General features: G+C 60.8%; 8 protein-coding genes. 3 read left to right on the top strand and 5 right to left on the bottom strand.

What is annotated here, in order from left to right; translation table 11 throughout:
* Nucleotides 1-45: 45 nt before the first annotated feature.
* Nucleotides 46-1,710: an energy-dependent translational throttle protein EttA gene (gene ettA / locus GIV26_RS10540; protein WP_014720011.1), complete on the bottom strand. Its 1,665-nt coding sequence runs from the start codon at nt 1,708-1,710 to the stop codon at nt 46-48.
* A 285-nt stretch (nt 1,711-1,995) separates the two neighbouring features.
* On the opposite strand from ettA, the gene GIV26_RS10535 reads away from it, so the two are divergent.
* Both GIV26_RS10535 and glyA read left to right on the top strand, forming a co-directional pair.
* The gene (locus tag GIV26_RS10535; protein WP_106118044.1) at nt 1,996-5,847 is read left to right on the top strand and encodes a sensor domain-containing protein; all 3,852 of its coding nucleotides are present in this window, start codon (nt 1,996-1,998) and stop codon (nt 5,845-5,847) included.
* A gap of 228 nt (nt 5,848-6,075) precedes the next feature.
* Nucleotides 6,076-7,329 (top strand): serine hydroxymethyltransferase, encoded by a 1,254-nt coding sequence (glyA, locus tag GIV26_RS10530; protein WP_003194304.1) that lies wholly within the window; start codon nt 6,076-6,078, stop codon nt 7,327-7,329.
* 272 nt (nt 7,330-7,601) lie between these two features.
* Here glyA and yjiA read toward each other — a convergent pair whose 3' ends face one another.
* The 3 genes from yjiA to GIV26_RS10515 all read right to left on the bottom strand — a co-directional run bounded on the left by yjiA (nt 7,602) and on the right by GIV26_RS10515 (nt 10,993).
* Nucleotides 7,602-8,558: a GTPase gene (gene yjiA / locus GIV26_RS10525; RefSeq protein ID WP_236280397.1), complete on the bottom strand. Its 957-nt coding sequence runs from the start codon at nt 8,556-8,558 to the stop codon at nt 7,602-7,604.
* A gap of 156 nt (nt 8,559-8,714) precedes the next feature.
* A complete protein-coding gene (locus tag GIV26_RS10520; protein ID WP_003194308.1) occupies nt 8,715-8,912 on the bottom strand; it encodes a YbdD/YjiX family protein in 198 nt (65 codons plus the stop codon).
* A 14-nt stretch (nt 8,913-8,926) separates the two neighbouring features.
* Entirely contained in the window at nt 8,927-10,993 is a 2,067-nt protein-coding gene (locus GIV26_RS10515) for a carbon starvation CstA family protein (protein ID WP_236280395.1), read from the bottom strand.
* Nucleotides 10,994-11,167: 174 nt separating this feature from the next.
* Between GIV26_RS10515 and GIV26_RS10510 the strand changes: the two genes are divergently transcribed.
* On the top strand, nt 11,168-11,536 hold the full coding sequence (locus GIV26_RS10510) for a PilZ domain-containing protein (protein WP_089042489.1): 369 nt from the start codon (nt 11,168-11,170) through the stop codon (nt 11,534-11,536).
* A gap of 129 nt (nt 11,537-11,665) precedes the next feature.
* Here GIV26_RS10510 and radA read toward each other — a convergent pair whose 3' ends face one another.
* The gene (radA, locus tag GIV26_RS10505) at nt 11,666-13,033 is read right to left on the bottom strand and encodes a DNA repair protein RadA (protein ID WP_003194313.1); all 1,368 of its coding nucleotides are present in this window, start codon (nt 13,031-13,033) and stop codon (nt 11,666-11,668) included.
* Nucleotides 13,034-13,060 lie beyond the last annotated feature (27 nt).

Below are 13,060 nucleotides of genomic sequence, written 5' to 3'. Positions count from 1 at the left end.
GCGTGAGGGGTATTTTTTCAACAGGCTGTTGCGGCTATTGCAGCATCAGGCCAGCTTTTTGTGACGCACACGGTGCGGCTGGGCAGCGGCCTCACCCAAGCGCTTCTTGCGGTCAGCTTCGTACTCGGTGTAGTTACCTTCGAAGAACACCGCCTGGGAGTCATCTTCGTACGCCAGGATGTGGGTCGCGACGCGGTCAAGGAACCACCGATCGTGAGAGATCACAATGGCGGCGCCCGGGAAGTCCAGCAGGGCTTCTTCCAGGGAACGCAGGGTTTCAACGTCGAGGTCGTTGGACGGTTCGTCGAGCAGCAGGACGTTGCCGCCCTCTTTCAGGGTCAGGGCCAGGTGCAAGCGACCGCGCTCACCACCGGACAGGTCCTTGACGAACTTCTGCTGATCGCCGCCCTTGAAGTTGAAACGGCCGACGTAGGTGCGCGACGGGATTTCATAGTTGCCGATACGGATCTGGTCGGAACCGTCAGAGATCTGCTGGAACACAGTCTTGCTGCCGTCGAGGTCGTCGCGGCTCTGGTCCACACAGGCCAACTGCACGGTGTCACCGATCTCGATGCTGCCGGAGTCCGGCGTTTCCTTGCCCATCAGCATGCGGAACAGTGTGGATTTACCCGCACCGTTACCGCCGATAACGCCGACGATCGCGCCTTTTGGCATGGCGAACGACAGGTTGTCGATCAGCACGCGGTCGCCATAGCCTTTGGTCACGTTCTTGAACTCGATGACCTTGTCACCCAGGCGCGGACCGGCCGGGATGTAGATCTCGTTGGTTTCGCTGCGCTTCTGGAATTCCTGCGACTGCATTTCTTCGAAGCGTTGCAGACGCGCCTTGGATTTGGACTGGCGGGCCTTGGCGCCTTTGCGCACCCATTCCAGTTCTTCCTTCATGGCTTTTTCGTGGGCCGATTGCTGCTTGGATTCGGCGGCCAGACGGTCGGACTTGGCTTCCAGCCAACCGGAGTAGTTGCCCTCGTAAGGGATACCGGCGCCGCGGTCGAGCTCCAGGATCCAGCCGGCGACGTTGTCCAGGAAGTAACGGTCGTGCGTGATCGCAACCACGGTGCCCGGGAAATCGTGGAGGAAGTGCTCCAACCAGGCGACGGAATCGGCGTCCAGGTGGTTGGTCGGTTCGTCGAGCAGCAGCATGTCAGGGGCCGACAGCAGCAGGCGGCACAGGGCCACACGACGCTTCTCACCACCGGACAGGTGTTCAACCTTGGCGTCCCAGGCTGGCAGGCGCAGCGCATCGGCGGCGACTTCCAGTTGGCGCTCCAGGTTGTGGCCATCGCCCGCCTGCAGGATCGCTTCGAGCTTGGCCTGTTCGGCAGCCAGCTTGTCGAAGTCGGCATCCGGTTCGGCGTAGGCGGCGTACACCTCATCGAGGCGGGCCTGGGCGTCCTTGATCACGCTGACGGCTTCTTCGACCACTTCACGCACGGTCTTGGTCGGGTCCAGAATCGGCTCTTGCGGCAGGTAGCCGATGTTCAGGTCCGGCATCGGACGGGCTTCGCCTTCGAACTCGGTGTCAACGCCCGCCATGATTTTCAGCAGGGTGGACTTACCCGAACCGTTGAGGCCGAGCACGCCGATCTTGGCGCCTGGGAAGAAGGACAGCGAAATGTTTTTCAGGATTTCCCGCTTCGGCGGAACAACTTTTCCCAGCCGATGCATGGTGAAGACGTATTGAGCCATGGTGAACCTAGCGTCAGTGACTGATGAATTAAGCGGACGAAGCCCGTGCCAGGCCATGCGCCGCGCGGGCCTTTGACTATCATCAATGCCAGCGAGCAAAAAAAGCCTGAATGTCTGGGGCTGGAACGCCCCCGCGTAACCGGCAAAGCTACCTGAATGCGCTGGGGCAGTCCAGCCAGGCAGGACTGGCACTTTGCCACAACTCAAGGCATGCTAGCCGCCCTTCGGGCGTCCGGCTTATAGTGCACGTCGCGCGCCAGTCCAGCCAAACCGCAGGATCACAGTTTGTCCAACGTCACGCCGCCCACGCCCTTGCGCGCCGCTCATATTGCGCCGGGAGCGCCCCTGCACGGCACCTTGAAAGGCGCGTTGGCGACGCTTGTCCTGCTGTTGCTCGCCTTGTTGTTCTGGCAACTGCTGGACCAATTGCAGCAAAACCAGAAAAACCAACAGCAATACACCATCGACTACAGTGCCGACCTGGCCGAGCAGATCAGCCAGAGCATGGCCCTGAGCGCGCAGATCGCCCTGAACCTGTTGCCGATTGTCGAGCCGCCGCGCAACCCCGAACAGCAGCAGGCCCTGATGCGCACGTTGCAGCGCTCGCTGCCGGACCTGCGCAGCTTCGCCCTGCTCGCCCCCAGCGGCGCACTGATCAGCGACACTGCCGAAGGCAGCCAAGACAGTGCCCTGCTCGAAGACCTGGTCAAGCGCAGTCACGCCCAGTCCTACTACCTGAGCAACGACAATGACGGCACGGTCATCTATCTGTTGCTGCACCAACCCAGCGGTGGCTCCAAGGTGTACTGGGCCTTGCGCCTGGCGCCCAATTATCTGGCCAACCTCACGCGCCAGGATGTCCAGGGTCAACGCCCGATGTGGGCGATCGAGAACAGCCTGAACCATCGTGTGGTCAGCCGTGACAGCGGCATGCCGGCGCAGTGGTCCGGCGCCCTGACGCCGGAAGAATTGAACCGCAGCGTGCTGGTCACGCCCTTGAGCAAAAGCGATTGGCAACTGCGCGGCATGTTTGACCGCAGCGCGGTGTTGGAACAACTACTGCCCGCCTTTATCGGCAAGTGCCTGCTCGGCCTGGCGTTTTCGCTGATCCCGGTGATCGTGCTGCTCAACATGCGCCGTCGCCAACGCCAGGTGAACGAAGGCCGGCGACGCTACCAGGACATCTTCGAAGGCACCGGCGTCGCGTTGTGCGTGCTGGACCTGTCGGGGCTGAAGGCGTTTTGCAACAAGACCCAGGTGCAAAGCCGTGAGCAGTTGCACGCCTGGTTGCAGGCCAACCCCGCCGAGCGCAAGCAACTGCTCAAGGAGTTGCGCGTCACCGAGGTCAACCAGATGGCCGTGCGCCTGCTCAACGTCGCGTCTTGCGAGCAGGCGTGGGAGCGCCTGATCGATGATTGCCCGAGCAATGCCACGTCCATCGGCTACCAAGTGCTGGAAGCGGTACTGACCCGGCAAAAACAGCTGGAGCTGGAAATCCAGCTCAACGACGTGGCCGGCAACGAACAGTACCTGTGGCTGGTGATGCGTTTGCCGGAGCAGCAGGATGACGTCAAGGCCGTGATTCTCAGCATCAGCGACATCACCAGCCGCAAGTTGATCGAGTTGTCGCTGGTGGAGCGCGAGAGCTTCTGGTCGGATGTGGTGCGCACCGTGCCCGATCACCTGTATGTGCAGGACGTGATCAGCCAGCGCATGATTTTCAGCAACCATCACCTGGGTCACACCCTGGGCTACAACAAAGCCGAACTGCAGCAAATGGGTGAGTACTTCTGGGAAATCCTGCTACACCCCGAAGACGCCGAGCACTACCATGACGCGCGCGAACAGCAACGCCAGGTCGGCTATACGACCCAACTGCACTGCCAACTGCGCTTTCGCCACCGCAATAACCAGTGGCGCCGCTTCGATATCCGCGAACAGGCGCTGGCCCGCGATACCTCTACGGTGGTCACCCGGATCATCGGCGTGGCCAAGGACATTACCGACCAGATCGAGGCCAGTGAATCACTACGCGACAGTGAACAGCGCTACCGGATGCTGGCCGAAAGCATCAGCGACGTGATCTGCTCCACCGACAGCCAACTGGCCCTCAACTACATCAGCCCCTCGGTCAACACCGTCCTGGGCTATGACGTGGACTGGGTGTTCAAGAACGGCTGGCAGTCGATCGTTGCCAACCCTCAGCAGTTGACCGGCATTTACAGCCTGATGGAACAGGTCAGCCGCGCCCTCGGCAACCCCGACGCCTTGAACACCTTGCGCGATGAAGTCCAGACCCAACTGTTTCTGTTCGACTGCCTGCGCGCCGACGGGCGCAAAGTGCCGATCGAACTGCGCCTGGTGCTGGTGTGGGATGAACATGGCGCGTTTGAAGGCATCCTCGGCGTGGGCCGCGATATCAGCCAGCAACGACGCGCCGAAAAAGACCTGCGCATGGCAGCCACGGTGTTCGAACATTCCACTTCGGCGATCTTGATCACCGACCCAGCCGGTTATATCGTGCAGGCCAACGAGGCGTTCAGCCGGGTCAGCGGCTATGCGGTGAGCGATGTGCTCGACCAGTTGCCCAATATGCTCACCGTCGATGAGCAGCAGGAAGCCCATCTGCGTTATGTGCTCAAGCAATTGCACCAGCACAGCACCTGGGAAGGCGAGGTGTGGCTCAAGCGTCTCAATGGCGAGCATTACCCGGCCTGGGTCGGCATTACCGCGGTGTTCGACGACGAAGGCGACCTGGCCAGCTACGTGTGTTTCTTCAGCGATATCAGCGAGCGCAAGGCCAGTGAGCAGCGCATCCACCGCCTGGCCTACTACGACGCCCTGACCCACCTGCCCAACCGCACCCTGTTCCAGGACCGCCTGCACACCGCGTTGCAGTCCGCCGAACGGCAGAAGTCGTGGGTGGTGCTAATGTTCCTCGACCTTGACCGCTTCAAGCCGATCAACGACTCCCTCGGCCACGCGGCCGGCGACCGGATGCTCAAGGAAATGGCCACGCGCCTGCTCGGTTGTGTGGCCGAGGACGACACCGTGGCGCGCATGGGCGGCGACGAATTCACCTTGCTCCTCCAACCACGGGTCAGCCGCGATATGGCGCTGAACCGTGCGATCCATGTGGCCGAGCAGATCCTCGCCAGCCTGGTCAAACCCTTTGTGCTGGAAGGCCGCGAGTTCTTCGTGACCGCCAGTATCGGCATCGCCCTCAGCCCGCAAGACGGCAACGAGCTGAGCCAATTGATGAAAAACGCCGACACGGCGATGTATCACGCTAAAGAGCGCGGCAAGAACAACTTCCAGTTCTACCAGGCCGACATGAACGCCAGCGCCCTGGAGCGCCTGGAGCTGGAAAGCGACCTGCGCCACGCCTTGGACCAGAACGAATTCGTGCTCTATTACCAGCCGCAATTCAGCGGAGACGGCAAACGCCTGACCGGCGCCGAAGCCCTGCTGCGCTGGCGACACCCGCGCCGTGGCCTGGTACCGCCGGGGGACTTTATCCCGGTACTGGAAGAGCTCGGGCTGGTGGTGGATGTGGGCGACTGGGTGATCGGGGAAGCCTGCCGCCAGCTCAAGACCTGGCACCAGAACAAAGTGCGCGTGCCGAAAGTATCAGTGAACATCTCGGCGCGGCAGTTCTCCGACGGCCAGTTGGGCACGCGCATCGCCACCATCCTCAAGGACACCGGCCTGCCGCCGGCGTGCCTGGAGCTGGAACTGACCGAAAGTATCCTGATGCGTGAAGTCAACGAAGCCCTGCAGATCCTCGCCAGCCTGAAAAACCTGGGCCTGAGCATCGCGGTGGATGACTTTGGCACCGGCTATTCGTCGCTCAACTACCTCAAGCAATTCCCCATCGACGTGCTGAAGATCGACCGCACCTTCGTTGACGGCCTGCCCTCCGGTGAGCAGGACGCACAGATTGCCCGGGCTATCATTGCCATGGCCCACAGCCTGAACCTGGCGGTGATTGCCGAAGGCGTGGAAACCCATGAGCAGTTGGACTTCCTGCGTGAGCATGGCTGTGATGAGGTGCAGGGTTACCTGTTCGGGCGGCCGATGCCGGCGAATCGGTTTGAGGTGCAGTTCAGTAATGATGCGCTGTTCATGTTTGACTGAAGTCCCTGATCGTTCCCACGCTCCGCGTGGGAACGCAATTCTGGACGCTCTGCGTCCGCTTTTAAATGTGACGCAGAGCGTCACGGGATGCATTCCCACGCAGAGCGTGGGAACGATCATCCCCAGATGAACCCCACTTGTCCGCGACATGATGTCCTTTCATATGCCATCTAAAACCCATTGAGTTAGAATGCCCTCCTTTTCTGCCCCCGATCCTTGAGGACCGCCATGTTCAGCCGTGATTTGACTATTGCCAAGTACGACGCCGATCTCTTCGCCGCCATGGAGCAAGAAGCCGTGCGCCAGGAAGAGCACATTGAGCTGATCGCTTCGGAAAACTACACCAGCCCTGCGGTGATGGAGGCTCAAGGTTCGGTTCTGACCAACAAGTACGCCGAAGGCTACCCAGGCAAGCGCTACTACGGTGGTTGCGAGTACGTCGACGTGGTTGAGCAGTTGGCCATCGACCGTGCAAAAGAGCTGTTCGGCGCCGATTACGCCAACGTCCAACCACACGCCGGTTCCCAAGCCAACAGCGCCGTGTACCTGGCCCTGCTGCAAGGCGGCGACACCATCCTAGGCATGAGCCTGGCCCACGGCGGTCACCTGACCCACGGCGCCACGGTTTCGTCCTCCGGCAAGCTGTACAACGCCGTTCAGTACGGTATCGATGCCAACGGCCTGATCGACTACGATGAAGTCGAGCGCCTGGCCGTCGAGCACAAGCCAAAAATGATCGTGGCCGGTTTCTCTGCCTACTCGCAGATCCTGGACTTCCCACGTTTCCGTGAAATCGCCGACAAGGTCGGTGCCTATCTGTTCGTCGACATGGCCCACGTGGCCGGTCTGGTGGCTGCGGGCGTTTACCCCAACCCAGTGCCTTACGCTGACGTGGTCACCACCACTACCCACAAGACCCTGCGCGGTCCACGTGGCGGCCTGATCCTGGCACGCGCCAACGCCGAGATCGAGAAGAAGCTCAACTCCGCCGTTTTCCCGGGCGCCCAAGGCGGCCCGCTGGAGCACGTGATCGCGGCCAAGGCGATCTGCTTCAAGGAAGCACTGCAGCCTGAGTTCAAGACCTACCAGCAACAAGTGGTCAAGAACGCCAAGACCATGGCCAGCGTGTTCATCGAGCGCGGTTTTGACGTGGTGTCCGGCGGTACTGAAAACCACCTGTTCCTGCTGTCGCTGATCAAGCAGGACATTTCCGGTAAAGATGCTGACGCTGCCCTGGGCAAAGCTTTCATCACCGTGAACAAGAACTCCGTGCCGAACGACCCACGTTCGCCGTTCGTCACCTCCGGCCTGCGCTTCGGCACCCCGGCAGTGACCACCCGTGGCTTCAAGGAAGCCGAGTGCAAGGAACTGGCGGGCTGGATCTGCGACATCCTGGCCGACCTGAACAACGAAGCCGTGATCGACGCGGTACGTGAGAAGGTCAAGGCCATCTGCAAGAAGCTGCCGGTATACGGCGCGTAATACCAAGAAGCCCACTGTAGGAGCGAGCTTGCTCGCGAAAAACGTCAACGATAACGCGTGCATCTTGGGTGCACGCGTTGCCTGTGAGTTCTTCGCGAGCAAGCTCGCTCCTACAAGTGAGCTTTTTTATGCCGATTTTTCAATTTGAAACAGGGTCAAGTGTGGGAGCTGGCTTGCCTGCGATGGCGGTTGTGCACTCAGCCCATCAGTGATTGACCCGCCGCTATCGCAGGCAAGCCAGCTCCCACATTGGAGTGCATTTCAAGTCGGGTTTATTGGTAGACCCGCTCAAAGCCTTGGCGGATCTTGTCTTCGGGCAGCTCATCGGCAATAAACACGATCACACTCTCCCGCGCCTCGCCCTCGGCCCATTCGGTATCCCAGTCGAAGCCATACAGCTTCAGCACGCCCTGGAACACCATGCGTCGGTCTTCTCCGGCAATGTTCAATACGCCCTTGTAACGCAGCAGTTGCTTGCCATGGTCTTCCAGCAGTTCGTTCATGAACTCGCTGAGACGGTCGATATCCAGCGGCTGGTCGGTGCGCAGCACCAGGCTGGAAATACGGTCGACCGAAGGCGCTGCACTGACCGGGCGCAGGCTCATGCCGGCATTGAGGTTGAAGCCGCGCACATCCAGCAATTCGGCCAGGTCAATCTTGCCGTGATCCACCACACGAATTGGCGCACGACGGTTGATGCGGGTGAGGCGCTGGCTGAGGGCGTCGAAGCTGGCGTCGTCTACCAGGTCGCGCTTGCTCACCAGCAGGCGGTCGGCAAAGCCGATCTGGGCCTGGGCGATGGTCTGGGTCAGATGATGCTCGGCGTGGGCCGCATCCACCAGGGTGATGATGCCGTCGAGGATATAGCGTTCGCGCAGCTCTTCTTCGATGAAGAAGGTCTGGGCCACCGGCGCAGGGTCGGCCAGGCCGGTGCATTCGATCACCAGCCGGTCGAAGGCGATCTCGCCGCTGTCCAGGCGTTCCAGCAACAGGTACAGGGCTTTGGTCAGGTCGGTGTGGATGGTGCAGCACACGCAGCCGTTGGACAGGGTCATCACTTGCACTGGCTCGTCGCCCAGCAATTGGGTGTCGATACCGGCGTCACTGAATTCGTTTTCGATCACAGCGATTTTCAAGCCGTGCTCGGCTTTGAGCAGGTGGCGCAGCAAGGTGGTCTTGCCGGCACCGAGGAAGCCGCTGAGGATGGTGACGGGGATGGGAGAGGACAAAGAGATTCTCCTGAAATATGAGGGCGCAAAAACAACTGTAGGAGCGAGCTTGCTCGCGAAGAACGTCAACGATAACGCGTGCTGTCTGGATGCACGTGGTGTCCTTGGGTTTTTCGCGAGCAAGCTCGCTCCTACAGGTACAGCCGTTTTACCAACTTAGCAGCACTTGGGCCCACCCTTGCCGCCGTAACGGGCTTCCTGGCGCTCCCGGAAGAACGCCTTGTAGTCCATCACCGGCTTGTCCGGGTGTTTGGTTTGCATATGCTCGACGTAGGTGTCGTAGTCGGGCATGCCGACCATCAGGCGGGCGGCCTGACCGAGGTATTTACCGAGGCGACTGATGTCATTGAACATGTCTGCAATCCTCGTTATGCGTCCGGTACAGCCTGGAACGGGGCTTCTTTATCCGTACGCTCTTTGTTGCCCCAGGCGGCGATGCCGACTTTGAGCGCATAGAACAGGATGCTGAACACCACGAACAGGAACAGCGCCGTCAGCGTTGCGTTGGTGTAGGCGTTCCAGATCACGTGTTGCATCTGGTCGATGCTCTTGGCCGGGGCGAGGATCTGGCCGTTAGCCAGGGCATCGCTGTATTTCTTGGCCAGCGACAGGAAGCCGATCGCCGGGTTGGCGTCGAACAGCTTGATGAAGCCTGCGGTGGTGGTGCAGATCAACAGCCACACCGCTGGCAACATGGTCACCCAGATGTAGCGCTGACGCTTCATTTTGATCAGCACAACGGTCGCCAGCATCAGCGCGATACCGGCCAGCATCTGGTTGGAGATACCGAACAGCGGCCACAAGGTATTGATGCCACCCAGCGGGTCGATCACGCCCTGGTACAGCAAGTAACCCCACATCGCCACGCAGCCTGCGGTAGCAATCAGGTTGGCAGTCCACGACTCGGTGCGTTTGAGCGCAGGCACGAAGGAACCGAGCAGGTCTTGCAGCATGAAACGACCGGCGCGGGTACCGGCATCCACTGCCGTAAGGATGAACAGCGCTTCGAACAGGATCGCAAAGTGGTACCAGAACGCCATGGTATTTTCACCTGGCAGCACACTGTGCAGGATCTGCGCGATGCCCACCGCCAACGTCGGCGCACCGCCGGCACGGGCCAGGATGGTGGTTTCGCCGATATCGTGGGCAACGGCCGACAGCGCCTCAGGGGTAATGGCAAAGCCCCAACTGCTGACGGTTTGCGCCACGGTGACCACGTCGGTGCCGACAATGGCAGCCGGGCTGTTCATGGCGAAGTACACGCCAGGCTCGATCACCGAGGCGGCAACCATCGCCATGATGGCCACGAACGACTCCATCAGCATGCCGCCGTAACCGATGTAACGGGCGTGGCTTTCACTGGCCAGCAGCTTGGGCGTGGTGCCCGAGGAGATCAGCGCATGGAAGCCCGAGACCGCGCCACAGGCAATGGTGATGAACAGGAACGGGAACAGGCCGCCCTTCCACACCGGGCCGGTGCCGTCGATGAACTGGGTGAGTGCCGGCATTTTCAGGTCAGGCATGGTGACCAGGATGCCAATCGCCAGGGCGATGATGGTGCCGATTTTCAGGAACGTCGACAGGTAGTCGCGGGGCGCCAGGATCAGCCACACCGGCAGCACAGCGGCCACGAAGCCGTAGCCGATCAACATCCAGGTAATCTGGATGCCGGTGAAGGTGAACGCCTTGGCCCATACCGGATCAGCGGCAATCTGCCCGCCCAGCCAGATCGAACCCAGCAGCAACAGCACGCCGATGATCGAGATTTCCCCGATGCGGCCCGGGCGGATGTAGCGCATGTAGATGCCCATGAACATCGCGATCGGGATGGTCGCCATCACCGTGAAGATGCCCCATGGGCTCTCGGCCAGGGCCTTGACCACGATCAGCGCCAGCACCGCGAGGATGATGATCATGATCAGGAAGCAGCCGAACAGCGCGATGGTCCCCGGAATGCGGCCCATCTCTTCGCGAACCATGTCCCCCAGGGAACGGCCGTTGCGACGAGTGGACAGGAACAGGACCATGAAGTCTTGCACCGCACCGGCCAGCACCACCCCGGCAATCAGCCAGAGGGTACCGGGCAGATAGCCCATTTGCGCCGCCAGCACCGGGCCGACCAACGGGCCTGCACCGGCAATCGCCGCAAAGTGGTGACCGAAAAGAATGTGTTTGTTGGTTGGTACGTAGTCCAGACCATCGTTGTTGACCACCGCAGGGGTTGCCCGCCGTGGATCGAGTTGCATCACGTTGTTGGCGATGAACAGACTGTAGTAACGGTACGCAACCAGGTAGATGGCCACAGCAGCGACCACAATCCACAAGGCGTTGATCGCCTCGCCGCGGCGCAAGGCCACTACGCCCAGGGCGCACGCTCCTACAATTGCCAGCACCAGCCAGGGTAAGTGGCGTAGCAGGCTATTATTATTTTTCATTTTTATATTCCAGCCAGGGTGGACAGAAAGGACAGCCAGCCCGAGTTTAGCGCTACTGGCCTCAAAGACCAGCCCCCTACGTTGGTCTAGAGCCTTCAACCGCTAAAAAAAGCCGAAATAAACGCCCCTTGATGGCCCCGGGCTACACTCCTCCCATTCACAGAGGGCTTTACCATGACCGAGCATGCGTCCGAACGTCGCCGTTTTCGCCGGATCGCCTTTGATGCCACGGCCGAACTTCGGCAAAACGGCAGCGAATGGCCGGTAAAACTGGTGGATTTATCACTCAAGGGATTGCTGGTGGAACGGCCTGACAACTGGAAGGGAAATAAAGCGCTGCCCTTTGACGTCGACATACGCCTGGACCAGAAGACGCATATAAAGATGCAAGCGCGGCTGACCCATGAAGATCAGGGTCAATTGGGCTTTGTGTGCAAACACATTGATCTGGATTCGATCAGCCATTTGCGGCGCTTTGTAGAGCTGAACCTGGGTGATGAGCGAGAACTGGAGCGCGAGCTGGGCGCCCTGCTGGAGATCTGAAAACGCACATCAATCAAAATGTGGGAGCTGGCTTGCCTGCGATAGCGGCGGGTCAGCTTACCCATTCTTGCCTGATACACCGCCATCGCAGGCAAGCCAGCTCCCACAGGGGTTCAGCGGTGCTGCGGATTATTCGAACAGGGCATCCAACGCCTGCTCCAGCCGCGTCACAGCAATAATCTGCAACCCCGGCGGCGCCTCCTTCGGCGCATTGCCCTTGGGCACAATCGCCCGTTTGAAGCCATGCTTGGCCGCTTCCTTCAAGCGCTCCTGCCCACTCGGCACCGGGCGCACTTCGCCCGACAGACCCACCTCGCCAAACACCAACAAGTCATGGGGCAACGGCCGATTACGCAGGCTGGACATCACCGCCGCCATCAACGCCAGGTCGGACGCAGTCTCCAGCACCTTGACCCCGCCCACCACGTTAAGGAACACATCCTGATCGTGAGTCGGAATGCCACCATGCCGGTGCAGCACCGCCAGCAACATCGCCAGGCGGTTCTGGTCCAGGCCCAGTGTGACCCGCCGTGGGTTTGCCAAATGGCTGTCATCCACCAGCGCCTGGACTTCCACCAGCATCGGCCGGGTGCCTTCCCACGTGGCCATCACCACACTGCCTGGGACTTCTTCCTGAGCGCGGGTGAGAAAAATCGCCGAGGGGTTCGAGACTTCTTTCAGCCCCCGATCGGTCATAGCGAACACACCCAGTTCGTTGACGGCGCCAAAACGGTTCTTCACCGCCCGCAGCAGGCGCAGGCGACCGTCGGATTCCCCTTCGAAATACAACACGGTGTCGACCATATGTTCCAACACCCGTGGCCCGGCCAGTGCGCCTTCTTTGGTCACGTGGCCGACCAGGAAGATCGCCGTGCCGCTCTGCTTGGCGTAACGCACCAACAGCGCCGCGCTTTCGCGCACCTGAGACACGCCGCCGGGTGCCGATTGCAGTTGTTCGGTGAAAATCGTCTGGATCGAGTCAATGACCATGACTTTAGGCTTTTCGATGCGCGCCGTGGCGATGATGCTTTCGATGCAGGTTTCGGTCATGACCCGCAGTTGGTCCTGGGGCAAGCCCAGGCGCCGGGCGCGCATGGCCACTTGCTGCTGGGACTCTTCGCCGGTGACATACAGCGCAGGCATGCGGCTGGCGATGCTGCACAGGGTTTGCAGCAGGATCGTGGACTTGCCGATGCCCGGGTCACCGCCGATCAGCACCACCGAGCCGTCCACCAGACCACCGCCCAAGACCCGGTCCAGCTCGCCGGAGGCGGTGGAAAAGCGCGGAATCTCTTCGACGCTGACTTCGGCCAGGGTCTTGATCTGCGCCTGTTGCCCGGTCCAGCCGGCACGGCCGGTGGGGGCCGCGGCACCGCCACTCTCGATCATGGTTTCAGTCAGGGTGTTCCACGCGCCGCATTCGGAGCACTGGCCCGCCCATTTGGGAAAGGTCGCGCCGCACTCTGTGCAGCCGTACATGCGCTTGGCCTTTGCCATGTGAGAACCTCCAACCGAAAAACCGCG

It is taken from the genome of Pseudomonas sp. PA-1-3F (assembly GCF_021609665.1).
Lineage (GTDB): Bacteria > Pseudomonadota > Gammaproteobacteria > Pseudomonadales > Pseudomonadaceae > Aquipseudomonas > Aquipseudomonas paracarnis.
The sequence above is the reverse complement of the archived record's forward strand: the minus strand, read 5'-3'. Positions and strand labels throughout refer to the sequence as shown.

Excerpts from the sequence above, each read along its gene's own strand:
- GIV26_RS10520 (WP_003194308.1), bottom strand. The coding sequence starts at position 8,912 with ATGTTCAATGACATCAGTCGCCTCGGTAAATACCTCGGTCAGGCCGCC.
- GIV26_RS10515 (WP_236280395.1), bottom strand. The coding sequence starts at position 10,993 with ATGAAAAATAATAATAGCCTGCTACGCCACTTACCCTGGCTGGTGCTG.
- ettA (WP_014720011.1), bottom strand. The coding sequence starts at position 1,710 with ATGGCTCAATACGTCTTCACCATGCATCGGCTGGGAAAAGTTGTTCCG.
- radA (WP_003194313.1), bottom strand. The coding sequence starts at position 13,033 with ATGGCAAAGGCCAAGCGCATGTACGGCTGCACAGAGTGCGGCGCGACC.
- GIV26_RS10510 (WP_089042489.1), top strand. The coding sequence starts at position 11,168 with ATGACCGAGCATGCGTCCGAACGTCGCCGTTTTCGCCGGATCGCCTTT.
- glyA (WP_003194304.1), top strand. The coding sequence starts at position 6,076 with ATGTTCAGCCGTGATTTGACTATTGCCAAGTACGACGCCGATCTCTTC.